Raw genomic sequence first — 24061 nt, forward strand, 5'->3', positions numbered from 1 at the left:
AGGCACAATCCGCAATCCCTGCGATAGGGGCAAAGGTACTTTAAATTAAAATGCTTTTAAGCTCAGATCCATACTTTTGATGGAGTGCGTAAGCGCGCCTACCGAAATATAATCTACCCCGCATGCCGCCACTTCGCGGATAGTCGCTTCGGTTATACCCCCAGATGCTTCTGTTTCATACTTACCGCCGATGATGGCTACGGCTTCGCGCATCATGGCAGGGGGCATGTTGTCGAGCATAATGCGGGAGATGCCGCCGGTGTCTACTGCTTCTTTCACTTCCTGCAGGGTGCGCGTTTCTACTTCAATGTCCAGATCTTTGCCCTTTTGCTGCAGGTACCTTTGCGTGGCCGTAATCGCTTCGCGTATGCCGCCGGCGTAATCCACATGGTTGTCTTTCAGGATTATCATGTCGAACAGACCGTAGCGGTGGTTTATGCCGCCGCCAATCAGCACGGCCCATTTTTCCGGAAGGCGAAAATTGGGCGTGGTTTTGCGCGTGTCCAGCAGTTTGGCTCCGGTGCCTCTAATCAGTTCGGTCAGGTGATGGGTATAGGTGGCGATGCCGCTCATGCGCTGCATACAGTTCAGCACCAGTCGCTCCGCTGTAAGTATAGACTGTGCTCTTCCTTTCACCGTCAGGGCCACGTCGCCATACTTCACTTCAGCGCCATCGGGCAGCAGCACCTCCACTTCCAATTCCGGGTCTACAGCGCTGAAAATATAGCCGGCCAGCTCCACACCCGCCAGTATGCCGTCGCCCTTCACGAGCAGGCGCGCCTGGTTCTGCGCATCCGCCGGAATAGATGCCAGCGAGGAGTGGTCGCCGTCGCCAATATCCTCGGCCAGCGCCCGTGAGATAAACTCGTTTATACTTTGTGGACTTAGGTATGTCGCTTTCACAGTGCAAAAATAAAAAAAGCCCGGCATAAATACCGGGCTTTTTAAAAATCTATTGCCTGCTGCTTTTAATCTTTTATAAAACTCATGGAGTGCACCTGGTATTTACCGTCTGCGGCCTTCATGCGGATAAGGACCGTGTATGTACCGCTTTTAGACGTATAGGTGCCGATGGCATACAATTGCCCTTTTTCGGAGGTGCCGTCGTGGTTAACTGAAAAGTCTACAGGTGTATTTTTGCTGAAAAAGTTCTTCATCACAAACTCAGCCTGGGTGCTGCTGTAGTTGGTTGCATCCCCGCCATCCAGCGTAATTTCCACTACATTGCTGAAATTGCGGGCCAGGTCTTTGGCAGAGCCGGCCTTCATAGCGTATTTTACGCTGCCCATGGCATCGCTGCCCTGCGCTGCGGCAGGAAATGTTGTAAAAAATACCGTTGCCAGCAACAACGAAAATACTGCTAAAATGTGTCTAATTTTTTTCATGAATACAACTTGTGACTTTGAACTGTTAGCAGCCAAAACTATGCCAGTAAACAAGGTATGAAATAAATGTAAAACATAATAGCATTATGCAAATATCCCGACGTTGTGCAAAAGCTGTTCCTGCCCGCTTTAATTGCCCCTAATAAAACTCTTAGCCGGCTATAACAGTAGCTTTTAACAGGTATGTATAAGTATGCTTGCCCGGGCAGGCTTAAAACCACCTTATGAAGTGCCCGGTGGCAAGCGGCAAAAACATGCCAGCCACACGTTTTATCATCAAGGGATAAAGCGCGTGTCGTTGGTTATAAACAAATAAAAAAAGCCTTATACTTCATATATTGGTATTTGTGTCTTTTTACTTAGTTATATTTGCGCTATGGATAAAAAGGTTCTTTTAGTGATTTTAGATGGATGGGGCATCGCTACCCACCCCGAGGTTTCGGCTATTGCAAAAGCCAAAACACCTTTCTTCGATGCTATACTTCAGCAATATCCTAACACCCGGTTGCAGGCTTCGGGCGAGGCCGTCGGGCTGCCCGAAGGGCAGATGGGCAATTCAGAAGTTGGCCATATGAACCTGGGTGCAGGGCGTGTGGTATACCAGGATTTGGTGCGCATCAACAAAGCCATTGCTGAACACCAGCTTGGCACGATACCCGTGCTGGCTGATGCATTTGCCTATGCCAAAGAAAATAACAAGCCGGTACACTTTATTGGGCTGCTGTCTGATGGCGGCGTGCACTCGCACATCAACCACCTGAAGGCGCTTTGCTCGGTAGCTTCTGATCAGGGGCTGCGCGATGTTTACATACATGCTTTTACCGATGGCCGCGATACCGATCCCAAAAGTGGCGCCAGGTATTTAACGGAGCTGCAGGAGCACCTGGCACACAGCACCGGCACCATTGCCTCTGTAATTGGCCGCTATTACGCCATGGACCGCGACAACCGCTGGGAGCGTGTAAAACTGGCCTACGATCTGCTGGTGAAAGGTGCGGGCGAACACTCCCAAAACCTTATCCAGTCTGTACAGGATTCTTATGATGCCGGGGTAACGGATGAGTTCATCAAGCCCATTGTGAAGGTGAATGATGCAGGCCAGCCGGTTGCCACTATAAAAGACGGCGATGTTGTGATTTGCTTTAACTTCCGCACGGATCGGGGCCGCGAAATTACGCAGGCCCTCACGCAGCGCGACTTTCCGGAGCAGGACATGCACCGCCTGAACCTGCACTACATTACCATGACCACGTACGATGAAACATTTGAAGGTGTAAAGGCTATTTTCGAGAAGGACAACCTGAACAACACCCTCGGCGCCGTGCTGGCCAATGCCGGTAAAACGCAGATACGTATTGCTGAAACAGAAAAATACCCGCACGTTACCTTCTTCTTTTCCGGTGGCCGCGAAAGCGAATTCCCCGGCGAAAAGCGCCTGATGTGCCCATCGCCCAAAGTTGCCACCTATGATTTGCAGCCGGAAATGAGCGCCGCCGATATCCGCGACGCGATTGTGCCGGAACTGGAACGCAAATCTGTCGACTTTATCTGCCTTAACTTTGCCAACCCTGACATGGTAGGCCATACGGGCGTGTTTGAAGCCGTGGTGAAAGCCTGCGAAACCGCAGATAAGTGTGCTGAGAAGGTAGTAACTACTGCTTTAAATAATGGCTACGACAGTATTATTATTGCAGACCATGGCAATGCCGATTTCATGATTAACCCGGATGGTACGCCCAATACGGCTCATACTACTAACCTGGTGCCCTGCATTCTGGTGAGCAACGACTTTAAAGGTTCCCTGCACGAGGGCAAACTCGGTGACATTGCCCCTACCATACTGGAACTGATGGGCATACCGCAGCCGCAGGAGATGACGGGCGTATCTTTAATCAATAAGTAAGCAGCGCGTGCTCAGGTATAGCTTATTTGTTTTATTTGGCCTGTTACTAGCCGCTACATCAGGTTGTGATCGCCCAGTGCCACCTGCCGCAGATGCTGCCAGTGGCGCTTACAACCTGCATGCATACCTGCAGCAACAGATACAACGCCTGCAACAGGAGCAGCCAATGGTCCTGAAGTCTGTAAAAACAGAAGATCAGCCCGTAGAGACTGTGGAAACGGCCAAAGTGGATTGGGAGGAAGAATTGGCTATGTTCCAGGATCTGGATCTAAACAAGCCTACACTGCAGGAATACTATACCCGCACCGACAGCACCCTGGCCGATGGCAGCATCTCTATCCATTATGATCGGCGGCCTGATGCTGAAGCGCCTGTACAGCACCTGTACCTGCGCCTCAGCCCCAGCCGGCACCTGGAGCAGTTACAGGCATTGGTGCAGGACCAGAACATCCTGTTCTTTACCCGTCGCAACCTGCAGCTGACAGCAGATCCTGCGAACGGCAACCTCAGCGGCTATGGTGTGGAGGGTACACAAAAACTCATTTTCGGCGATACCCTGAACTACAGCGTAGACACTAATCTGTAACTTCGCGCCTGAACCGCATTTATACTTGCTGTCGGCTTCCGGCAGAGCTATAGTTTTATTATCTTGCACAGCTAAGCACTTGTGCGCCTTAGCTTTATCTGTGCCCGATTAACTGGTTTGCCATGCGCCTCTTTATCCTTACCGTTACTTTCTGTCTTGTGTGGAGCGTGGCCGCCTTTGCCCAAAATATACCTCCGCTACCAAACCGCGGACGCAATTGCGGCGTTGAGCCATACCTCACTGCCCTGCAGCAACAGCGACCGGAATTTACCCGGATGCAGCAGCAGGCGGCACAAGCGATACAGGAGGTCTTACGGGCAAAGCCCCAGGGGCAGCAACAGCGCCAGGCCACCCTCACCATTCCGGTTGTTTTCCATGTGGTGTATAACACAGCACAGCAGAATATCCCGGATGCGCAGCTATACTCACAACTGGCCGTACTAAATGCAGATTTCAGAAGGCTGAATGCTGATACCGCCAATACCCCGGATTATTTTACACCTTATGCCGCCGATACGGAAATAGAATTCTGCCTGGCAAAGGTTGATCCGGAAGGGAATGAAACCAGTGGTATTACGCGTACCAAAACAAGCCACACCAGCTTTAACCTCAACGATAATGTAAAACATACGGCACAGGGCGGAGCTGATATCTGGGATCGGGACCGCTACCTGAACATCTGGGTGTGCGCCATATCTGATGATGTACTTGGATATGCCAGCACGCCCGGCTCACCGGCTGATGCCGACGGTGTGGTGCTGCACTTCGCTGTGATTGGTGCGGCGCCTGACAATACAGCTTCATGGGCTTACAACGGCGGCCGCACCGCTACACACGAGATCGGCCACTGGCTTGGCCTGCGGCACATCTGGGGCAACGGGTCTTCCTGCATAGACTCTGATGGGATAAACGACACGCCGAACCAGCTGGAAGAAAATAACGGCTGCCCCGGCGAAACGCACGCTTCCTGCGGCAACGAGCCTTACGGCGACATGTTTCAGAATTATATGGACTATACCGATGATGCCTGCATGAACCTTTTCACCAAAGGGCAGGCTGCCTATATGCGAGGCGTACTCAGCAGCGTGCGCAGCTCCATCCCGAATTCCATTGCCTGTTCCCGTACCCTCCGTTCCGATTTTAAAGCCACCTCCCTCAGCGACACTTTAACAATAGCGAGCAAAGCTGTTTCTTTCAGCGATGCCTCACAGGGTATCAAGGCAACGTCCAGGCTGTGGCAGTTTGAGGGAGGTATTCCGTCTACATCCACAGAACTTAACCCCACGGTTACTTACCCGGTACCCGGCAAGTATAAGGTATCACTCACCATCACCAACGGCACACTCAGCAGCACCGAAACAAAGGCTGGCTACATTCATGTAACTGTAGATGATCTGGTTGTATACCCTAGTCCGGCTTCAGATTTCATTATTGTGGAACAGCCCGCCCGCGTAACGGTTCGCCAGGTAGAAATACGAAACCAGCTTGGCCAGCGCATACTAACAGCAGAAGTCCGGGACAGGGTGCTGCGCATAAATATACGCCAGCTGCCAGCCGGCATCTACTTCCTACACATCACCAGCACCAACGGCAGCGTAATAAAAAAGATAAGCGTGGTGAAATAAATTACGAACTATTAATTAAGGTAGCCTCCGCTGGTGCGAGCTTATAGCTCGTACCTTTATTTCCAGATGTAAAAGTACGAGCTACAAGCTCGCACCAGCGGAGGGGAACTACGCACAACAAGGATCTTAACCGCTAATTCGCATAGATTACGAACGAAAAAGAATGAGAAGAATGTACTGCATCAATTTGTAATTGATAATTCTTAATTCGTAACTCATTTTAAGCTTCTCCCTGCAGCGTAACCACCACGGTGCGTTTGGAAGCATGGTTGCGGTGCTCGCAGAGGTAAATGCCCTGCCAGGTACCCAGGTTCAGCCGGCCTTTGGTAACAGGCACTGTAACAGAACTCCCCAGTATAGCGGCTTTCAGATGGGCCGGCATGTCATCAGGGCCTTCTGATGTATGGCGGTAGTAGGATTGGTTTTCGGGTACCAGGTGGTTGAAATGGCTTTCAAAATCCTGCCGCACAGTTGGGTCTGCATCTTCATTTATCGTTAGGCTCGCCGATGTATGTTTGATAAACACATGTGCCAGCCCGATATTGATTTCCTCCAGTTCCGGCAGTTGCGCCACCAGCAAATCTGTTATCAAATGAAAGCCACGTTTTACGGCCGGTAACCTAATCTCTTTCTGAAACCACATAAGCTTAATGGATGAATTTATATAGTATAAAACCCGCTTCACAGGAATCTGGCAGCTTTCAAGGTATAATTCTGCTGTCTCAGAAATTGCTTACTTAAATCTGCCGGGTCTGGTCTATTGAACGGCTTAATCTATCGTACGTTCATAGGCGCCCATGTCTGGTTCGGTCGCGCTGCGGGGCTTGCCTTTGATATCAGTGGTTATATCTGGCAGCACAAGGGCAGCACTGCTGGCCGGCGATAAAGTATCCAGACTGAAATCCGCTTTGTCCGGGGCTTTAAACGCAGGCTCCCTGTTCAGAATATTATTGCTCTGATGTAGCTGTTCCGCATAAATGTTTGTCCGCAGCAGGTTGTTTCTTATTTCCAGTGAAGCTTCGGGACCAACATCAAACAGTACTTCATCCTTAAACCCATAACTCTCAGAGTAAACAATGGAATTGACGAGCCGGAGCAACGTTGGCTTATCTTTAATTTCTGTGCCAGGTATATAATCCGCTATTACCAAAGCAGGCGTTTCGCGGGGCAGCCGGTTACCATAGTTTACGATGGTGGCGTAGAGCACTTCATAGTTGCCGCCGCCCAACCCGCCAAAGCCATACTGCCCACAATTATATATCAACGTGTTTACCACCTTCACGTCCGAGGTATAGCCGACGATTCCATCCAGAAAAGCGTAAGCTACCACGCAACCTTCTATCAGTGTTCCGGCTTTGCCCGGGTTGCCGATCCGAAGTCCATACTGGGTATTGCGAATATCGGCATACTGCAGCACGTTGCCTGCACTCTTCGTCAGTATCCGGATGCCTTCCCACTGGCCCGGCGCTGTTACATAATCCGGCTCCCGTCGCAAACCGCTGAAAGTTACCCGCTCTTCCGGCGTCCCCTGCACCAGTAGCTGCCCGTTTATAAGCAGTACCGCCTTGTTTGCTGCGTAGATGTGCGTGCCTTTGGGTATGGTAAGCGTGGCATCTGCCTTCACCAGCACCGAATCGAGTAGCACGTGGGGTTTGTCATTGGGCCATGTTGTATTCCCGATAGTTTCTTTGCGGTGGAAGTAGGCATTCTGGCCATAAGCCACCAGCTTTACGCTTTGCTGCTGCCCGTTGGTGCTGAAAAGTATAGAGTCGGCTACCAGGAAAGGCAGGTTCTCGTCAGATGGGTTGATATTAACTTTCACGAGCACATACAGGCTGTCGTTGCCACGCAGTTCGATGTTATTCGCCAGCGGGCGCTGCACGCCGTTGATGATAAGCTGATAAGGAGACGAAGCGGCACCTGCCAGCGTAATGCCGCTGATGCGCACCGCTTTGGGGTTGGGGTTAAATACTTTGAGCCGCTTGGTTACGCTGCCCTGGCTCACAAAAACCGTATCAAATAAAACCGTATCCGCCGAAAACGACAGTATCGCGTTCGGGTCGGTGGTAATGATTTCGTCTTTTGGCTCGCAGGAAAACAACGAAAGCAAAAGGAGCAGGGGAAGTATGGCAAGCAGGTATTTCAAATTAATATGCTGATTTTTTTAATGTGGGAATGATGCCTGATTCTGAGCCAGTGGTAAATGGGCCGAGTCAGCTTTTTAACCATCCGGCAAAATAGTGATTTATACTATAATCCGCTTCTCTTTCCTCATACTTCAAGTTTTCAACCTGAAGTATAAATGAGGCCAGTTCCCCGAAATGCTTCGGGACAGGTTTAACTGGCGAGCGCCACGCTTTATACTTGTTTTATACTTACGCCAGTTAAAACCTGGCCTACTGAATAGCCCTAAAATGAAATCCTGCAGCAGATAACTTTCTAACCACAATTTAATAACCATTTAGCCCATAATAAAAAAGGATGCAGCCACGGCTATACTTGCCTGGCTGCATCCTTGCTATACTTGCTGGTTATCCACAGCAAAATGTTATGCTGCAGTAGCGCCTTCTTTCAGCCTTTCTGCGTTTTCTGCTATGCGCAGCTCTTCCACAAAGTCTTCGATGCCACCGTCCATCACGTTGGGCAGGTTGTATACGGTATACCCGATGCGGTGATCGGTTACGCGGCCCTGCGGATAGTTGTAGGTGCGGATTTTGTCGGAACGGTCGCCGCCGCCCACCATACTCTTGCGCTGGGCGCCTTCCTCTTCTTGCTTCTTGGCCAGCTCAATCTCATACACCCTGGAGCGTAACACTGTCAGGGCTTTGTCGAAGTTCTTGAGCTGCGATTTCTGGTCCTGGCACTGTGCCACAATACCGGTAGGCAGGTGTGTTAAACGCACGGCAGAATAAGTGGTGTTTACCGACTGCCCACCTGGTCCGGAAGAACAGAAAAGATCTTTGCGGATATCGTTCATGTCCAGCTCCACATCAAATTCCTCTACCTCCGGCAATACTACCACCGAGGCTACAGAGGTATGGATGCGACCCTGCGTTTCGGTGGCCGGCACGCGCTGCACGCGGTGCACACCCGACTCGAACTTCATTTTGCCATACACATCCTCGCCCGACATGCCCACGATAATTTCTTTGTAACCACCGGAGGTGCCTTCCTGGGCATCTATAAGTTCTATCCGCCAGCCCATTTTCTCGGCAAAGCGGCTATACATGCGGTACAGGTCGCCGGCAAAAATGGAGGCTTCGTCGCCACCCGCGCCCGCCCGGATCTCCATGATAATGTCTTTGCTGTCGTTGGGGTCTTTGGGGATCAGGAGTTCTTTCAGCGCTTCTTCCATCTGCTCGCGTTGCGGCAGCAGCTCGTCCAGCTCCTCTTTGGCCATCTCCCGGAAATCCTCGTCTTTTTCTGTGGCAATCACCTGCTTGGCGCTGTCGATGTTGCTCAGGATGTTGAGGTACTTTTTATATTCAGAAACGATTTTGCCCAGATCCTTATATTCTTTGTTCAGCGATTTATACTTCTTCATATCGCTGGCCACATCAGGCTGGATAAGCAGTTGGCTTACCTCTTCAAATCGCTGATTAATGGCTTCTAATTTATCTAACATGATGCTTGTGCGGTTTTAGGCTGCAAAGATACGAATTTGCCTTGTTTATTATTTATACAATTTTGGCTGAAAAGATGTTCAATCGGCACAGCGGGTTATTTCATATGATTTCACGGCTATAGTTAGTTTTTCTCCGCAGTTTTTAATGCCCTGTTCCTGTTTTCTGTAAACAATGTACGGGCGCCGCCTGTTTTATAAAGCGCTACAGCAGATGCATGTTTAACCCAAAACATTTACTTTTGTAGCAAGTATGTTTAATAACGTGCTTTTGTAATATCAAAAACGATTAAAGATTAAAAGAATACTATGGCTGTAATACAAGCAACTGACACCGATTTTAATGAAGTACTGAATAGCAACCAGAAAGTGGTAGTAAAATATTATGCTGACTGGTGCGGCAGCTGCCGCCTGTTTGCTCCCAAATTTAAGCGCATGTCGGATGACGACGCTTTTACCAATGTGGCTTTTGTGGACGTAAATGCTGAAAACAACCCTGAGGCCCGCAAGCTGGCCAATGTAACAAACCTGCCCTTTTTCGCTGTTTTCGAGGGGGGCAAGCTGCTCGATTCGGTAGCAGCCAGCAAAGAGGAGGCTGTTCGTAACCTTATCCACAAACTAGACGCTTAATTTGCCATGAAAATACCTGTTATAAAAGACCTGGTGGAGAACCAGACGCTGGAAGCGCTGGTAGCCGCAGAAGAAGCTATTATAGAAGAGCAAATGCCCGAAATAGAAGTGAAAGGCGAAGATGACGGCGAGCAACTAACCCACGTAATGGCTGCCATCTGGATTCTGAACCACATGCAAGACCACAGCACCGACTTTAAAACCGCACTGCGCGAGTATACCAAAAAGGTACGCGTGTCTATCAGCTAAAACATCAACACTGTTATAAAAAGAGGTGCGGAAACTTACTTCCGCGCCTCTTTTTATACTTATATATTGTGTTTAGAAAAGAATTCTTCGGCCATTTTGCCACCGCTATCTGTACAAATACCCCTGACATAGTATAGGTAAATGCTCCTGAACACCTCGCCCAGGTTATACTTATCCGGCGGAAAGATGGCAGGGTTCAGCATCATGGGCAGCTGCTCCAGAATAATCTTGGTTACCAGTTGTATGTTGATATCTCTGCGGAACAGGTTCTGCAATATGCCGTTGTTGATAATGCCGGATATCTGGTGATAGGAATAGCTGTTGAGGTGGTCTAAGGCCAGTTGCCATACTTCGGGGTAGTGGCGCTGCAAATCCATGATATAAAGCGGGCTCGTTTGCTTTATATTGTTGATGCCATCCTGCAGCAGCAACATAATTTCTTCTATCGGGCTTTGGGCAGTAGCCAGAAAGCGGTCATGCTCTCTTCTTTGCTGCTCCATGTCAAACCGGGCTACCTGCTTTACCATATCAGCTTTGCCGGAGAACAATTCCTGGTAAGTAGTAGGCCTGATGTCCAGCTTCCTGATTATATCAGCTTCAGAGTTTGCTTCAATCCCCTCTGCTTTAAAGATGCGCAGAATCTCCTCTAAAATAGTTTCCAAGAAAGTCATCGTTCCGTGCTGCTGCATCTGATAAGTATAACAGGGAAATAAACATAAAAGCTATTGCCCGGCAGTGCTGTAGCTTCTGTTATGTAAAGATAGTTATACTTTTGGCGCTAACAAACAGCGCCGCTACAGATAAATGTTTAAACCTGTAAAGAAGGCCAGCTGCACTAAAAAGATATACGGCGCCAGCGGATTTTGCTTGAAAAAGCCTGCCCGCTGGAAGTATAGCTGCAGCAGAAAAGCAAGTATAAACCACCCCGCATAGTTAGAAAACGGAACAAAGCCGCCCTGCCAGTTCCAGAAGTCGTAGCGCATGGCCACCGGCTCAATAAAGTAGTCGAGCAGCACCATCAGCAGCGCGCCAAGTATGGCTTTTATCATCCACGGCAGGCGCGTATAGTTGCTGATGTGACCGGTGCTGTACACCAGCATCAGCCAGTTAAGCCCAATCAGCAGCGGCACTTCCCATACTTTTGTACCCAGCGCATGGCCATAACCATAGTTGCCGAACAGCAGGCCCGTGTGCACGCCTACAGCTTCCGCCAGAAAGCCTACCAGGAAAACAGCAATTGCAAACAATACAAAGGGCAGGTTCCAGCACCGGTGAAAGCTGAAAAGCAATGCACTGGTGAGCAGCAGGTTAAGGGGGGTGAGCTGCTGGAAATAAACAGGGTCGCCGCTGAACACCAATCCCCAGAACCCAACGGCATGGAAAATAACAAGCACGGCCACCGCACCAGGCAAAGCATACCTGCTATACTTCCGCCTGGAAGCAACAGCCACATGTTCGGTTTTTGTCGTCTCAGCCATCGGTTTTATACTTCTTCCTGTCTTGTAACATCCGGCACCAGGTCTCCCGTAATTCTGGCCGACAGCAGGCAAAGCGGAATACCGCCGCCCGGATGCACGCTGCCGCCACAGAAGTATAAACCCTTTATGGCAGAACTGAAATTAGGATGACGCAGAAAAGCAGCCATCCGGCTGTTGGAACTGCCGCCATACAAAGCGCCGGCAAACGAGGAGGTGCGGCTTTCGATCAGCAACGGATTCAGCACCTGTTCCTGTTCTATGAGCGGCGCGATGTCGGTGCCCAGCATGCGGCTTAGTTTCTTTAAAACGGTTTCACGTGTAACAGCTATCAGCTTCTCCCAGTCCTGGCCCTGATCATGCGGTACGTTTACCATCACAAACCAGTTCTCGCAGCCGGGCGGTGCATCCTGCGGCTCCATTTTAGAAGTAATATTGACATAGATGGTAGGGTCGGGGCTGATGGTTTTGTGCCGGAAAATATGCTCGAACTCTTCTTGGTAGTTGCCGCTGAAGAAAATGTTGTGCAGGTGCAGCTCCGGAAATTGCTGTTTGATGCCCCAGTAATAAATCAGGGCGGAGCTGGAGCGGGGTTGTTTCAGCGTTTGTTCGGGCGCCGGATGGTGAGGCAGCAATCGGCGATAGGTCGGCACCACATCCATGTTGCTCACCACCACCTCAGCACTATAGTTAGCTTTGCCGGTTTGCACGCCTGTTACTTTGCCGCCCTTCGTTATAATCTGCTCTACCGGCTCCCTGTATCTGAACATCACGCCCAGTTCCTCTGCCAGTTTTACCAGACTGTTGGCAATGGCATACATGCCGCCGTCGGGATAAAAAGCGCCAATGTTATGCTCCAGGTGCGGAATGATGTTGAGCGTGCCGGGCGCCTGGTAAGGGTCGGAGCCGTTGTAGGTGGCAAAACGGTCGAGGAGTTGCACCATGCGCGAATCTTTAAAGCGCCGGGCATTGACCTTGTGCATGGTAGTGGTCAAGCCCAGGTCGGGGAGGCAGGTGAGTGTTTTCAGCACATCCGGGCTGAAGTAGGTGCCGGCCTTGTGCAGCGATTTCTGCAGAAAGGTACCGGCAGTGCCCTGGTACAGCCGGGCACTTGAGGACAGCGCGCGCAACACATCCTGTTTCGGCACGCCCAGTTGCCGTTCGGCCTCAGCCGCAAATTCTTCCGGCGCGGCATATGCTTTCAGGTGGCTGCCATCGGGCCAGAAATAATGCGTAATCGGGTCAAGGCGGGTATAGGTGAAGTACGCGGATGGTTCTCGGCCGGCGAGTTCAAAAAGCTCGTCTACCAGATGGGGCAATGTAAACAGCGACGGCCCTGCATCAAACCTATACTTGCCCAGCCAGAACTCGTGCATCTTGCCGCCAAAGCTTTCATTTGCTTCAAATACCGTTACTTCGTAGCCCTTCACCGCCAGCCGGATAGCCGCCGCAATACCGCCGATGCCTGCTCCTACGATGGCTGCTTTGTTCATACTTGCAAGATATACGCTTTTATTTCTTCTGTGAACTTAACTGGCAGAGCATAGCAAAGGTTTGTCCGCACGCTTATACTTTGCCGAATACTTTCCGGTAAACCGGCTTGCGCATTCCAAAAGCTGCCCACATAAGCGGGTATAACAGCGCATCTACAACTTTAAAGCCAGTGCTGTAAGTGATGATGTCGTGGATGATGGTGCCGCTACCGCTTTGGCTAACCAGGTGCTTGTGGCGCCACAACCGGAGGGGAGGCGGCAGTTCCCGGCCTTCGTCTATAAAGTATGCTTCGGTGCCGGTTATACTTCTGTCCGTTATCAGGCTTGTCCAGCGAAAGGACTTTATACCTGTCTGTAACTCCACTTCCACCATGTCGCCGGGCGCGCTGCCATCGAAACGGAGCAGCTTCAGGCGTGGGTATGGCGGCGACAACCTGCGGAACAGCTGCTCATCAAACGCATTGAATACGGTTTTGTAGTTCTGCCGAACGTGCGTTTTGAGGTGGAGCTGCATTTTGATTGCTGGTTATTTAATTGTTAAATGGCTGCCGGAGTAAAACCTCTTTGCTGGTGCGAGCTTGTAGCTCGTACTTTGTTCCTGTAGATGTAAAGGTACGAGCTACAAGCTCGCACCAGCGGAGGCAGGCCATAACGAATTTGCAGACAAGGGCAGGCGCGACCTGTCCCTACAAAAACGGTCAACAATTTAACTCAGCAGGTTGTCTATGTCTTCTTTTGTCAGGCTTTTGATAACGGTTTCGTCGGTGCTGATGAGGTCGGTGACGAGCTGGATTTTGCGGTTTTGCAGCGCCAGTATCTTTTCCTCTACCGTATCCTTAGTGATGAACTTGTAGGTAAACACCGTTTTCTGCTGTCCGATGCGGTGTGCGCGGTCGATGGCCTGGGCTTCTACGGCCGGATTCCACCACGGATCAAGTATAAACACGTAATCGGCGGCAGTCAGGTTCAGGCCCACGCCGCCGGCTTTCAGTGATATCAGGAACACCTGTATGGCAGCATCATTCTGGAAAAGCGCTACCTGCGCCTGCCGGTCTTTGGTATTGCCATCCAGGTAAGCATACGTTATCCCGCGATCATCCAGCGCATGCCGGATAATATCCAGGTGCTTTACGAATTGACTAAAAATAAGCACTTTGTGCCCTTTACCTACTACATTCTTTGTCATCCGCAACACTTCTTTCAGCTTGCCCGATTCACCTTCGTAATCAGTGTCCGTCATCAGCGGGTGGTTGGCAATCTGGCGCAGCTTCGTAAGGCCCTGCAAAAGCATAAACTGCGTATTGCCCGGCCCGTGCTCTTCCAGGTTCGTGAGTATTTTGTTGCGGTAGTATGATTTTGTTTCTTCGTAAGCGTGCTCCTGCTCTTCGGTCATTTTGCAGAAGGTAGTATGCTCTACCTTTTCGGGCAGCTCTTTGGCCACCTGCGATTTGTGCCGGCGAAGTATAAACGGCTTGATGAGCGCGTGCAGCTTGCGTGTTTTCTGCTCGTCCTTCTCCTTCTCGATTGGCTTCAGGAACTCCTTCCGGAAAAAATGCTGATTGCCCAGCAGGCCGGGATTGATGAACGACATCTGCGCCCATAAATCCATCGTGCTGTTTTCTACAGGTGTGCCGGTCAGTATAAGCCGGTGCCGTGACTTCAGCGAACGGGCAGCGCGCGAGGTAGTAGAATCCGGGTTCTTGATGGCCTGCGACTCATCCAGTATAATGTAATCGAAATAATAGGTTTTGAGCAGCTCCGCATCCAGGCGCACAATGCCGTAGGAGGTCAGCACCACATCGTAATTTTCGAACTGGGTTACGTTCTTGTCGCGGTAGGTGCCCGTATAGTTAAGAATCCGCAGACCTGGTGTAAATTTCTGCGCTTCGTTCTGCCAGTTATACACCAGCGAGGTGGGCATTACGAGCAGCGAGGCTGCTTCAGCCCCCTTTTCTTTGCGGTGCTGCAGCATAGCCAGGGTTTGCACGGTTTTGCCCAGGCCCATATCGTCGGCCAGGCAGCCGCCAAATTTATAGTTCTGCACAAAGTGCAGCCAGTTATAACCTGCTTTCTGATAAGGCCGCAGTTCGCCCACAAAACCCGCCGGCATGGGCTGGTCATCTATGGTTTCAAATTCGCGCAGCCGCTCCAGCCTGCGGGTGAGCGTTACGGTGGCCAGGTTGCCTTCCTGCAGGTCGTTTACCAGAGCCATGTGGTGCTTTTTCAGCATCAGGCGCTCTTCTCCCTCCGAAAAGGCAAACAGTTCGATGTACTGCGTAAACCATTCTTCCGGTATGATGGCTATCTGGCCGTTGGGCAACTGAAACTCGTTATTTTTGGTAAGGATGTGGTTTTTGAGCCGGATAAACGGAATCTCGAATGCCCCGAAGCGCACAGTGCCGTAAATATCAAACCAGTCATTGGTTTCTGTGATGCCTACCTGCACCGAAATGTCTCCGATAAAGTAGTTTTTCCCGCCTTGCTCGCCCTGCTGCACCGTAAAGCCCAACTCCTCCAGCTCCAGCAGGTTGCTGTTGAGCCAGGCAAATGCATCGCTTTTATCCAGCACCACGCGGCCGTTCTTTACCTCCAGCGCCCGTTTTCCCAGCTCCTTCACGAACTCCTTTTCATAGTTCACGTCCCGTATTAACTTATGGAAGATGTAAGAGTCCGGCGTTTTTTCCATACTTACGCTCACACGCTTCGCCTCCTGCGTCTGCACCATGTAAGCGCCATACTTAAATGAGAGGTCAAAAAGGATCTTATCACTTATAACAGCGCCGCGCTCTGGTTTAGCCCTGGTCAGCAAAGCCGGTGCGTCCGCGCCTTTTATCTCTGTAAATGTCAGGAAAGGGCTTGGTTTATACTTCTCGGCCCGTATATCGAAGCCTTTGGCATGCACATCAAACGACTCTACCAGTGGCGCTACAAACTTGCTGTAGTAGTTTTCTTCCACGGAGCGGGGCACTACAATAAACTTTTTGTTGAGGAAAGGCTGCAGCTTTTTACCATCTATGGCCTTCTCGAAGCTATACACGGTGTCGTTCAGCAGCAGCCAGGCCGGTTCATAACAAATCAGCGCTGCATCGCGGTACTGGAATTCCAGCTTCTGGCCGCCATACTTTATCGTCGGGAAATAATGGGTGTTATCCTGATTGCGCATAAAATGGAACAGGACAGTAGCTTTTTCAGGCGCCAGTTGAATGCGCTTCCAGGTGGGTTCGCCGTCCTTGCCCATGATGAAAGTCATCTTGTGGCGGAGCAGCTCCATTATCTTGCCCATACGGCCCTGTATGTAGTGGCTGATGGTTTCCTGCAGCGCCTTGTCACCTTTTCCGGCGTCGTATACTTTCAGGAAGAAATCTACGGGCGACACTTTCTTAGAGGAAAAGCGCTTAAGTACCGTGTCCTGCTGTATCTGGTCTATTAGCGTGATGAGTTTGAAGTCGCTGGCATCGAGGCGCGAGGCAAACTCGTCGGCATTTTTGGCAGAAATGTTCTGGTGCTGCAGCGTCAGCTGGCCTTTGGTGTTGATTTGCACCACAAAAGACTCGAACAGGTAGCCCAGATACTCGTGCTCAAACAACGAGTATATCACCTGAAAAGGTTGGGTGGTGTATACTTTCATGCCAAAGACAAATTTTAAGGACTTCAAATATAGTCCCAAACCGGATAATATCCTACTTAATATACTTGTTTTACCGTGACAAAGAAATTTGCCCGCTAAACCGTTTGAGCAACAGGTAACATGCCCGATTGTTTAAGTATAATATCCCTGAAGAGAATGCCTTCAGAAAAGTACCGGAGATTTGATAACCCGGCAAGAATGCAGGTTTCCTTTGCAGCGGCACGGACACTCGCGGGGGCTCCCGAAATGCTTCAGGACATGTGCGCACGCCGCGAGGTCTTTTGAAATGGCCGGACAACATCAGCCAGTAAACAAGTATTCCCTACAAATTTTCGGTAACAGACAAAGCCGCCGCCTTGCGCGCCGGCCGGATAGAAACCAGCAGGGTGATGATGATAATGGCCAGCCCCGTGAGAACAAAATCCTGTACCTGCATTTTTACCGGGTAAGCCTCCACCACCGAAGTAGCCATGCCCATACTTACCAGCCCGAATGCCTGCTGCAGGTTGCACACCAGCATGCCGGTCGTCAGGCCATAGGCCGCCCCGATGCAGGCCACCAATGCGCCCTCCAGCAAAAAGATATTGCGGATGGTACTGGCTGTAGCGCCCATAGAGGCAAGTATAGCAATGTCTTTCTTCTTGTCGATAACGAGCATGGAAAGGGAAAAGAAGATGTTGAGGGAGGCAATAAAAAGGATAAAAGCAAAGGTAACGAACACAAACAGCTTCTCGACTTTTACGGCGCGCAGCAGGCTGGTGTGCTGCTCATCGCTGTTCTGTACTTTAAATTGCTTGCCCAGCAGTTGCTGCAGCGCGCTTTTTACCTGCTCTGCTTCGTAGCCTTGTTTTACTTTTATCTCCAGTGAAGTGCGCCGGCTGCCATACTCCAGCAATTGCTCGGCAAAGTTGAGGGGCACAAACACGTAGGCATCGTCGTACTGCCGCTCAATAGCGAAAATACCGCCCGGCAAAATGCTTAGGTTGTTGAAGGCGCCTTCCGGGTTAAGCGGGTTAAACTTGGTGTTGCGCGGGTAAAGGAACTGCAGTGGCTCAAACTGGTTACCAGGCCTGATAGATAGCTGGTATTGCACCCCGCGCCCTATCAAAGCATAGTAAGTGCCGTCAAGTATAAGCTGGCTGTGGCCCTCTACTACAGCGGAATCTATCCTGTTCTGCTTAAAAAAGTTATCGCTTACGCCCATTATCTTTACCACCATCTGGCGGTCGTTGTAGCGTAGCAGGGCATTGTCTTCTATCACTTCCGACACCACGGCCACACCGGGCGTGCGCCGGATGCGGTTCATAAACTCGGTGTCAGTTTCAAAGGATTTGCCTTCTGCAGCACTTACTTTCAGGTCGGGATCAAAGCTGGAGTATATTTCGCGGATAAGGTCTTCGAGGCCGTTGAATACCGAGAGCACCACAATCAGCGCCATGGTGCCCACGGCCACGCCAATCATAGCAATGTTGGAGATAATGCTGATGATGTTCCTCTTCTTTCTGGAGAAGAAATATCGCTTCGCTATCAGAAAAGGTACGTTCATCTATTTCGTTTTTCGTTGATCGTGTTTCGTTATTCGTTCTTACTACAGCTTAATCAACTACTATAATCTACAATTCGTGATTCGTAATTATACTTACTTCCAGGCTTTTACTATCAGGCCGGTGCCTGACCGGTGTTTGCCGTTTACGTCCATCCAGTTCAAGATTAAGCTGAACGGGAAAGTAACAAGATAGTAAAACGGCAGCACGATAAAGAAAAGCTTAGAAGCATTCAGCAGCAGCATCGGGTACTTCATCGACAGCCGCCACGAAATTTGCCCCGGCTTGCCGTAGGAGTAATGTGCCTCTACCCGGCGAAAGCCCGCCAGTTTGAGCTTGTCCTGTATGTCCTGTATGTTATAGCCGTCGCGCACATGCTCCTCGATGAAAGATGCCTCATTGTCGCCGTGCACATCAGAGCCACCCTGATCAGAGGGGGTGGAAATGAGCAGCATGCCGCCGGAGCGCAGCGAAGCCTGAAAGTTCCTGAACACCTCCACATCCTCCAGAATATGCTCCATTACATCTACCGACAGGATGAGGTCGTAGCTGTTGGGCTGGCGGTATTTCACCAGGTCTGCAATCCGGAACAGCACATTGTGCCGCCCGATTGCCCTGAAAAACCGGTTGCAGTCCGACACCTGCTCTTCTTTTACATCTACGGCCAGCACATGCCACTTACGGCTCAGGCCGGACAGGTAGTAAGTATACTGGCCAAAACCGGAGCCGGCATCCAGAATTTGCTGCTCTTTGTTGCGCCGGTCTGCCGCCCAGGCGCGCAGTTCTTTGTGCACATGCCAGGTGCGTAGCAGAAGCAGGTCCAGCAGGTTATAAAATACGCGGCGCAGGAACGGGGTTTTGTTAAATACATCGCCCAGCACCCGCTTTATCGGATCGTACTGCATAAGGGGAAGAGAAGCTGAAAGCTAGTTAGGGTATGTTTCGTCGTCTACACCGTCATTTTCGTCGGCCGGCGGAATATCGAGTTTGTTGAAAATTTCGTCCATCTGGGCAGCATACGCGGCGCTGTCGTCCAGGTAAAAGTTAAGTTCGGGGATAACGCGTACCTGGTTTTTGATGCGCTGCGCCAGCAGGTGACGGATAGTTTTGGTATTCATCCGCACTTCCAGCAGTACGGCCTCGTTGTTCTGCGCCATCATTATGCTGAGATAAACCCGCGCCAGCCCCAGGTCGGGCGATACCCGCACCACGCTCACAGTTATGTAAGCATTGCCGAATAAATGCTGCACCTCCCGCTGGAAGATGTCTGCCAATTCCCTCTGAATCAGGCGTGAAAATTTCTGTTGTCTTTTACTTTCCATATGAAGCTGCAAATATCATATTAATTTCGCATTTTTACCCCAAAAGGGCCTTACTCATTTCAGGCAAGGCAAATGTCCCGGTTCTTCTAACACCATCTTTCCTTGATAAGTTACTTCCGCAGCATACTTCCCTCACGACTGATTCTGCTGATTTTGCTTTTCCTGGGGCTGCAGGCATCGTTGTTGCTGGCGGGTACACCGGCTACGGCACCTGAGTTGCTCCACATGCTGGTGGGCGAGCGCATGGCCAACGGCTTTGCCCTGTATCGCCAGATTTACGACGACACGGCGCCGCTCTCCGCGCTGGTTTACTGGCTCACAGACCTGCTGGCAGGCCGTTCGTTCCTGACCTACCGGGTGGTAGCCCTGGCATTGCTGCTCCTGCAGGCGCTGCTGTTTAACATTACCCTGAACCGCCATAGTGTATACGCCGGCAAAAACTTTCTGCCGGCCCTGCTATACCTGACTCTGGGCAGCCTTTCTTTTGAATTTAGCATGCTCACGCCCCTGCTCATCGGCAATACCTTTCTGATATTGTCGCTCCCTTACATTATCACCGTGTCGCGCGAGGGCCTCGACAACAATCGCTTGTTTATAGGTGGATTTATGCTGGGGCTGGCGGCGCTGAGTTATCTGCCGCTGGCATTGTTTCTGATGGTGGGCACCTTTGCCGTTATTTTCTTTGCTTCCAGCACGTTCCGGAGCTTTCTGCTGATGCTGTGCGGTTTCGCTTTTCCGTATGCGGTGCTGGGTACCTATTATCTCTACACCAACTCTCTCACTGAGTTCCTGACGCTGCACCTGTTGCAGCCGTGGCGATTGGAGGTAGGCTTTATACTTGCTCCCGCCGACCTGGTTAAGCTGATGGCACTGCCTGCCCTGGTACTGCTGATTTCGCTAATGAGTACCTTGTCGCTGCCACAGCGGCTGGTGTTTCAGGTTAAGTTTCAGCAGGTAATGTGGGTATGGCTTGTAATCAGCCTGGTGGTTATCTTTACCCGCCACGATATTTCTGCAGGTACTTTTGTGCTGCTGCTGCCGCCAATCGCCTATTTCAGTGAGTTCTTCTTTACCTCGCGCCGCAAAACCTGGCTGCTGAACCTGATTTTCCTGCTGGTGCTGGCAGGCGTGCTGGTGCTGCGTTACCGGCAATTGCCGGGCCTTAACTGGCTTATAAAAGTTGATGAGTCGCCGCTGGTGCTGCCTGCCCCCCCGGAAACAGGTATAAAAAACACAACAGTACTGGTGCTGGGCAACGACATCAGCTATTATACTTACAACAGGCCTGTAACGCCGTACCTGAACTGGCAACTGGCGCAGCGTCACTTTGCCCACCTCTCCGAATACCAAGCAGTATTTGATATTTACCAGAACTTTCAGTTGGAGCAGCCGGCCTATATTGTGGATAAAGTAAACCTGATGCCGCATTTACAGTACAAGCTGCCGGCTGTTTTCGGCAAGTATAAACCCACCGGCAGCGATGGCATTTATCAACGGGTGCGTTAGCTTGTAAGGGTTCAGGCACTATGTTTCCTGTTGATTTACAGCTAACAATAGGTGCTTTATACTTCGTAAAGGAATGTGCCTGAAGTTTAAGCCGCTCGTAATTTTTTAGTATCTGACAAGACACCCGCAGGTATGGAAGATGCCGCACGGCCGAGGAGGGAGCAATTTAAAATAAAATTGATGGACACGTATAAAGAAGTACGGGCTATACTTTAAGTATAGCCCGTACTTCTTTATACGACTAAGCAGAAGAAAGCTTGGTAGAAGTATAAATCCTTTTAAAGATTTTCCCTCCGGCTAAGCGCTGCTGTTTATACCTGCTTCTGTTTACCTGTGGCTTAACAGGGCGCTATTTTACTGACGCGCGTCTGGTGGCGGCCTCCTTCAAAAGCGGTGCTCAGGAATACGCGCACCATGTCGGCCGCTTCCTGTTCTGAAACATAACGCGCCGGCAGGCAAAGTATGTTGGCGTCGTTGTGCTCCCGGGCCAGCTTTGCCAGTTCTGTTTTCCAGCACAGGGCTGCCCTGATGTCCTGGTATTTATTGGCTGTGATGGCTACACCATTGCCGCTGCCGCAAATCAGGATGCCGAAATCCACCTCTTTGTTCACCACCGCCTTTGCCAGTGGATGCACATGATCGGGGTAGTCTACCGAGGCGTCGGAATCAGGTCCAAAATCATGTACCTGGTGGCCAAGCGTTGCCAGCACATCTTTCAGCATACTTTTATAAGTATAGCCGGCATGATCTCCGCCGATAGCGATTTTATAAGCCATTACTCTGTGGTCTTTTCTTTGTTCAATCGTTTCAGGTCACTTCTTTTGATATACCTGGACACGCCGATACTTATCTCATAAAGCATCAGCAGCGGCAAGCCAACCATCATCTGGCTGATAACGTCCGGTGGCGTGATGATGGCCGCCACTATCAGGATTACGACAATAGCGTGTCGGCGGTATACTTTCATTATCTCGGGTGTAACCAGGCCTGCTTTTGTCAGGAAAAACACGATAACGGGCATTTCGAACATAAAAGCGCAGGCCAGGCACAGGGTCGTGAGCGTAGAAATATAGGATGACAGGTCGAACTGGTTCGTAATAGACGGATCAACCTGATAACCTGCCAGGAAGTTAATAGAAATCGGCGCTACCAGGAAATAGCCGAAGCACAAACCCATGGCGAACAGGATGGATACGAAAAATACGGCGCCGCGCGAACTCTGACGCTCCTGCGGGTATAGGCCGGGGCTTATAAAGCGCCATATCTCCCAGAAAGCATACGGGAAGGCACAGGAAAGCCCTATTATCAGCGATGCCATGATGTGCATGGTCAGCTGCCCGCTCATTTCCCGGCTCTGAATGGTAAACCCCAACTTATCGATGCAGAGCGCCGAGGACCCGACTTTCTGGCCCAGCTCACACATGAGGCGGTAACTCAGAAAATCCGGCCGGGATGGCCCGAGAATAACATCATGGAAGACAAAATCTTTGGATAGAAAGGCTATTGTTGCAAACACAACAATAGAGCCTACTGCCCTGATGATATGCCATCTTAATTCTTCGAGATGGTCCACAAAGGACATCTCTTTAGGCTCTTGTTCTTCAATAAAGGGTTGATCCATTAATAGGGCCTGTCCGGTTTAGTTAGTATGCGAATAAAGGATACTGCTGCATCCAGTTGTTTACGTCGCGGCGCACTTCACTCAATCTGCTTTCATTGTCGTGGTTCATCAGCGCTGTGTCTATCAGATCTACAATGCGGATCATGTCATCTTCTTTCAGGCCGCGTGTGGTAATGGCTGCTGTGCCAACGCGCATACCCGATGTTACAAACGGCGACTTGTCGTCAAAAGGCACCATGTTTTTGTTGATGGTGATATCGGCTTTTCCGAGTGTGCTCTCGGCCAGCTTGCCTGTAAGATCTTTTGAGCGGAGGTCGATCAGCATCATGTGGTTATCGGTGCCGCCTGAAATAATGTTATAGCCACGCTCTGTAAAGGCATTGGCCATTACCTGCGCGTTTTGCTGCACTTGCCTGATATAGGTTCCATAATCGTCAGAAAGCGCCTCGAAGTAAGCTACTGCTTTGGCGGCAATCACGTGCTCCAGCGGCCCGCCCTGCGTACCTGGAAAAACAGCGCCATCCAGTAACGAGGACATCATGCGTGTTTCACCTTTTGGCGTTTTCAGTCCGAATGGGTTTTCGAAATCTTTGCCCATCATAATCATACCGCCACGCGGGCCACGCAGGGTTTTATGGGTAGTGGTTGTTACAATATGGCAATAATCAAACGGGTTATTCAGCAAGCCTTTGGCAATCAGGCCGGACGGATGGGAGATATCGGCCAGCAACAGAGCGCCTACTTCATCTGCCGCCTCACGCAGCTTTTTATAGTTCCAGTCGCGGCTATAGGCTGAGGCGCCGCAGATAATCAGCTTTGGCCGCTCCTGGCGTGCTTTCGCTACTACTTTGTCCCAGTCAATCAGCCCTGTTTCTTTCTCTACACCATAAAACGAAGGCTTGTAGAGTTTCCCTGAGAAGTTAACGGGAGAGCCGTGCGTCAGGTGGCCGCCATGCGACAGGTCGAAGCCCAGGATTTTATCGCCTGGTTCCAGCACCGCCAGCATCACGGCTGCGTTTGCCTGTGCCCCCGAGTGCGGCTGCACGTTTACCCATGTTGCCCCAAAAAGCGCCTTGGCGCGATCTATGGCCAGTTGCTCTGCCTGATCCACAATTTCACAGCCGCCATAATACCGTTTGCCAGGTAAGCCTTCGGCATATTTGTTGGTCATTTCGCTGCCCATGGCACGCATCACCTGCTCCGAAACAAAATTTTCAGAAGCGATTAGTTCAATTCCATGTATCTGCCGGGCTTTCTCCTGGGCAATGAGGTCAAATATGGCTGTGTCTTTTTGCATTAGTTTTACGGTTTTTATAAAGCGCTCAAAATTAACGGTTGTGCCCCAAATAAACCAATGTTTCAGAAGTTTATATACGCACAGAAACACTGCTTCAGATTTAGGCAGCGCCCGGTAAGGCAGAAAAATATAAAGCAGAAGCCCGGCACCACGAAGTTGCCGGGCTTCTGCTTTA

The 24061-nt window shown here is 50.6% G+C and carries 22 protein-coding genes; 6 read left to right on the forward strand and 16 right to left on the reverse strand.

From position 1 onward, the window contains the following. Positions 1 to 45: 45 nt before the first annotated feature. Positions 46 to 903, reverse strand: a complete 858-nt coding sequence (gene nadC, locus I2I11_RS06975; RefSeq protein ID WP_196266964.1) for a carboxylating nicotinate-nucleotide diphosphorylase — start codon at positions 901 to 903, stop codon at positions 46 to 48. Between the two features lie 65 nt (positions 904 to 968). Next, positions 969 to 1385 (reverse strand): DUF4783 domain-containing protein, encoded by a 417-nt coding sequence (locus tag I2I11_RS06980; RefSeq protein ID WP_196266965.1) that lies wholly within the window; start codon positions 1383 to 1385, stop codon positions 969 to 971. A 376-nt stretch (positions 1386 to 1761) separates the two neighbouring features. On the opposite strand from I2I11_RS06980, the gene gpmI reads away from it, so the two are divergent. The 3 genes from gpmI to I2I11_RS06995 all read left to right on the forward strand — a co-directional run bounded on the left by gpmI (position 1762) and on the right by I2I11_RS06995 (position 5499). Then, on the forward strand, positions 1762 to 3288 hold the full coding sequence (gene gpmI, locus I2I11_RS06985; protein WP_196266966.1) for a 2,3-bisphosphoglycerate-independent phosphoglycerate mutase: 1527 nt from the start codon (positions 1762 to 1764) through the stop codon (positions 3286 to 3288). A gap of 76 nt (positions 3289 to 3364) precedes the next feature. Further along, a complete protein-coding gene (locus tag I2I11_RS06990) occupies positions 3365 to 3874 on the forward strand; it encodes a hypothetical protein (RefSeq protein WP_196266967.1) in 510 nt (169 codons plus the stop codon). Positions 3875 to 3996: 122 nt separating this feature from the next. Then, positions 3997 to 5499 carry a M43 family zinc metalloprotease gene (locus I2I11_RS06995; RefSeq protein WP_196266968.1) on the forward strand — a complete coding sequence of 501 codons (1503 nt, stop codon included), beginning with the start codon at positions 3997 to 3999 and terminating at the stop codon, positions 5497 to 5499. Between the two features lie 220 nt (positions 5500 to 5719). Here the strand turns inward: I2I11_RS06995 and I2I11_RS07000 are convergent, their stop codons facing one another. From I2I11_RS07000 to prfA, 3 genes are all read right to left on the reverse strand, one after another. Continuing rightward, a complete protein-coding gene (locus I2I11_RS07000) occupies positions 5720 to 6142 on the reverse strand; it encodes a secondary thiamine-phosphate synthase enzyme YjbQ (protein WP_196266969.1) in 423 nt (140 codons plus the stop codon). Between the two features lie 126 nt (positions 6143 to 6268). Further along, positions 6269 to 7645, reverse strand: coding sequence for a right-handed parallel beta-helix repeat-containing protein (locus I2I11_RS07005; protein ID WP_196266970.1), 1377 nt, complete (start codon positions 7643 to 7645; stop codon positions 6269 to 6271). A 402-nt stretch (positions 7646 to 8047) separates the two neighbouring features. Beyond that, positions 8048 to 9124: a peptide chain release factor 1 gene (gene prfA / locus I2I11_RS07010; RefSeq protein ID WP_196266971.1), complete on the reverse strand. Its 1077-nt coding sequence runs from the start codon at positions 9122 to 9124 to the stop codon at positions 8048 to 8050. Positions 9125 to 9430: 306 nt separating this feature from the next. Between prfA and I2I11_RS07015 the strand changes: the two genes are divergently transcribed. Both I2I11_RS07015 and I2I11_RS07020 read left to right on the forward strand, forming a co-directional pair. Further along, entirely contained in the window at positions 9431 to 9751 is a 321-nt protein-coding gene (locus I2I11_RS07015; RefSeq protein WP_196266972.1) for a thioredoxin family protein, read from the forward strand. 6 nt (positions 9752 to 9757) lie between these two features. Further along, positions 9758 to 10000: a DUF6952 family protein gene (locus I2I11_RS07020; protein WP_196266973.1), complete on the forward strand. Its 243-nt coding sequence runs from the start codon at positions 9758 to 9760 to the stop codon at positions 9998 to 10000. Between the two features lie 59 nt (positions 10001 to 10059). Here I2I11_RS07020 and I2I11_RS07025 read toward each other — a convergent pair whose 3' ends face one another. From I2I11_RS07025 to rbfA, 8 genes are all read right to left on the reverse strand, one after another. Further along, positions 10060 to 10671 (reverse strand): TetR/AcrR family transcriptional regulator, encoded by a 612-nt coding sequence (locus tag I2I11_RS07025; protein WP_196266974.1) that lies wholly within the window; start codon positions 10669 to 10671, stop codon positions 10060 to 10062. Between the two features lie 123 nt (positions 10672 to 10794). After that, positions 10795 to 11478 carry a carotenoid biosynthesis protein gene (locus I2I11_RS07030; RefSeq protein ID WP_196266975.1) on the reverse strand — a complete coding sequence of 228 codons (684 nt, stop codon included), beginning with the start codon at positions 11476 to 11478 and terminating at the stop codon, positions 10795 to 10797. A 5-nt stretch (positions 11479 to 11483) separates the two neighbouring features. Beyond that, positions 11484 to 12968: a 1-hydroxycarotenoid 3,4-desaturase CrtD gene (gene crtD / locus I2I11_RS07035; RefSeq protein ID WP_196266976.1), complete on the reverse strand. Its 1485-nt coding sequence runs from the start codon at positions 12966 to 12968 to the stop codon at positions 11484 to 11486. Positions 12969 to 13041: 73 nt separating this feature from the next. Then, the gene (locus I2I11_RS07040; protein ID WP_196266977.1) at positions 13042 to 13482 is read right to left on the reverse strand and encodes an SRPBCC family protein; all 441 of its coding nucleotides are present in this window, start codon (positions 13480 to 13482) and stop codon (positions 13042 to 13044) included. A 192-nt stretch (positions 13483 to 13674) separates the two neighbouring features. Then, positions 13675 to 16596, reverse strand: coding sequence for a DEAD/DEAH box helicase (locus tag I2I11_RS07045; protein WP_196266978.1), 2922 nt, complete (start codon positions 16594 to 16596; stop codon positions 13675 to 13677). Positions 16597 to 16918: 322 nt separating this feature from the next. After that, on the reverse strand, positions 16919 to 18142 hold the full coding sequence (locus I2I11_RS07050) for an ABC transporter permease (RefSeq protein ID WP_196266979.1): 1224 nt from the start codon (positions 18140 to 18142) through the stop codon (positions 16919 to 16921). Positions 18143 to 18235: 93 nt separating this feature from the next. After that, a complete protein-coding gene (locus I2I11_RS07055) occupies positions 18236 to 19045 on the reverse strand; it encodes a class I SAM-dependent methyltransferase (protein WP_196266980.1) in 810 nt (269 codons plus the stop codon). Positions 19046 to 19066: 21 nt separating this feature from the next. Then, complete coding sequence (gene rbfA / locus I2I11_RS07060; RefSeq protein WP_196266981.1) at positions 19067 to 19462, reverse strand: 30S ribosome-binding factor RbfA; 396 nt, start codon at positions 19460 to 19462, stop codon at positions 19067 to 19069. Between the two features lie 102 nt (positions 19463 to 19564). On the opposite strand from rbfA, the gene I2I11_RS07065 reads away from it, so the two are divergent. Next, entirely contained in the window at positions 19565 to 20968 is a 1404-nt protein-coding gene (locus tag I2I11_RS07065) for a hypothetical protein (protein ID WP_196266982.1), read from the forward strand. Positions 20969 to 21306: 338 nt separating this feature from the next. On the opposite strand, the gene rpiB is transcribed toward I2I11_RS07065, so the two are convergent. From rpiB to glyA, 3 genes are read right to left on the reverse strand one after another with little or no spacing between them, the layout of a single operon-like run. Then, positions 21307 to 21744 (reverse strand): ribose 5-phosphate isomerase B, encoded by a 438-nt coding sequence (gene rpiB, locus I2I11_RS07070; RefSeq protein ID WP_196266983.1) that lies wholly within the window; start codon positions 21742 to 21744, stop codon positions 21307 to 21309. Beyond that, the gene (gene tatC / locus I2I11_RS07075) at positions 21744 to 22589 is read right to left on the reverse strand and encodes a twin-arginine translocase subunit TatC (RefSeq protein WP_196266984.1); all 846 of its coding nucleotides are present in this window, start codon (positions 22587 to 22589) and stop codon (positions 21744 to 21746) included. Before tatC ends, rpiB begins: the two co-directional genes overlap by 1 nt. A 22-nt stretch (positions 22590 to 22611) precedes the next feature. Beyond that, positions 22612 to 23886: a serine hydroxymethyltransferase gene (gene glyA, locus I2I11_RS07080; protein WP_196266985.1), complete on the reverse strand. Its 1275-nt coding sequence runs from the start codon at positions 23884 to 23886 to the stop codon at positions 22612 to 22614. Positions 23887 to 24061 lie beyond the last annotated feature (175 nt).

Origin of the sequence: Pontibacter rufus (genome assembly GCF_015694705.1) — a bacterium.
Taxonomy (GTDB): domain Bacteria; phylum Bacteroidota; class Bacteroidia; order Cytophagales; family Hymenobacteraceae; genus Pontibacter; species Pontibacter rufus.

Excerpts from the sequence above, each read along its gene's own strand:
- I2I11_RS06980 (WP_196266965.1), bottom strand. The coding sequence starts at position 1,385 with ATGAAAAAAATTAGACACATTTTAGCAGTATTTTCGTTGTTGCTGGCA.
- gpmI (WP_196266966.1), top strand. The coding sequence starts at position 1,762 with ATGGATAAAAAGGTTCTTTTAGTGATTTTAGATGGATGGGGCATCGCT.
- I2I11_RS06995 (WP_196266968.1), top strand. The coding sequence starts at position 3,997 with ATGCGCCTCTTTATCCTTACCGTTACTTTCTGTCTTGTGTGGAGCGTG.
- I2I11_RS07000 (WP_196266969.1), bottom strand. The coding sequence starts at position 6,142 with ATGTGGTTTCAGAAAGAGATTAGGTTACCGGCCGTAAAACGTGGCTTT.
- prfA (WP_196266971.1), bottom strand. The coding sequence starts at position 9,124 with ATGTTAGATAAATTAGAAGCCATTAATCAGCGATTTGAAGAGGTAAGC.
- I2I11_RS07015 (WP_196266972.1), top strand. The coding sequence starts at position 9,431 with ATGGCTGTAATACAAGCAACTGACACCGATTTTAATGAAGTACTGAAT.
- I2I11_RS07020 (WP_196266973.1), top strand. The coding sequence starts at position 9,758 with ATGAAAATACCTGTTATAAAAGACCTGGTGGAGAACCAGACGCTGGAA.
- I2I11_RS07025 (WP_196266974.1), bottom strand. The coding sequence starts at position 10,671 with ATGACTTTCTTGGAAACTATTTTAGAGGAGATTCTGCGCATCTTTAAA.
- I2I11_RS07030 (WP_196266975.1), bottom strand. The coding sequence starts at position 11,478 with ATGGCTGAGACGACAAAAACCGAACATGTGGCTGTTGCTTCCAGGCGG.
- crtD (WP_196266976.1), bottom strand. The coding sequence starts at position 12,968 with ATGAACAAAGCAGCCATCGTAGGAGCAGGCATCGGCGGTATTGCGGCG.
- I2I11_RS07040 (WP_196266977.1), bottom strand. The coding sequence starts at position 13,482 with ATGCAGCTCCACCTCAAAACGCACGTTCGGCAGAACTACAAAACCGTA.
- I2I11_RS07045 (WP_196266978.1), bottom strand. The coding sequence starts at position 16,596 with ATGAAAGTATACACCACCCAACCTTTTCAGGTGATATACTCGTTGTTT.
- I2I11_RS07050 (WP_196266979.1), bottom strand. The coding sequence starts at position 18,142 with ATGAACGTACCTTTTCTGATAGCGAAGCGATATTTCTTCTCCAGAAAG.
- I2I11_RS07055 (WP_196266980.1), bottom strand. The coding sequence starts at position 19,045 with ATGCAGTACGATCCGATAAAGCGGGTGCTGGGCGATGTATTTAACAAA.
- rbfA (WP_196266981.1), bottom strand. The coding sequence starts at position 19,462 with ATGGAAAGTAAAAGACAACAGAAATTTTCACGCCTGATTCAGAGGGAA.
- rpiB (WP_196266983.1), bottom strand. The coding sequence starts at position 21,744 with ATGGCTTATAAAATCGCTATCGGCGGAGATCATGCCGGCTATACTTAT.
- tatC (WP_196266984.1), bottom strand. The coding sequence starts at position 22,589 with ATGGATCAACCCTTTATTGAAGAACAAGAGCCTAAAGAGATGTCCTTT.
- glyA (WP_196266985.1), bottom strand. The coding sequence starts at position 23,886 with ATGCAAAAAGACACAGCCATATTTGACCTCATTGCCCAGGAGAAAGCC.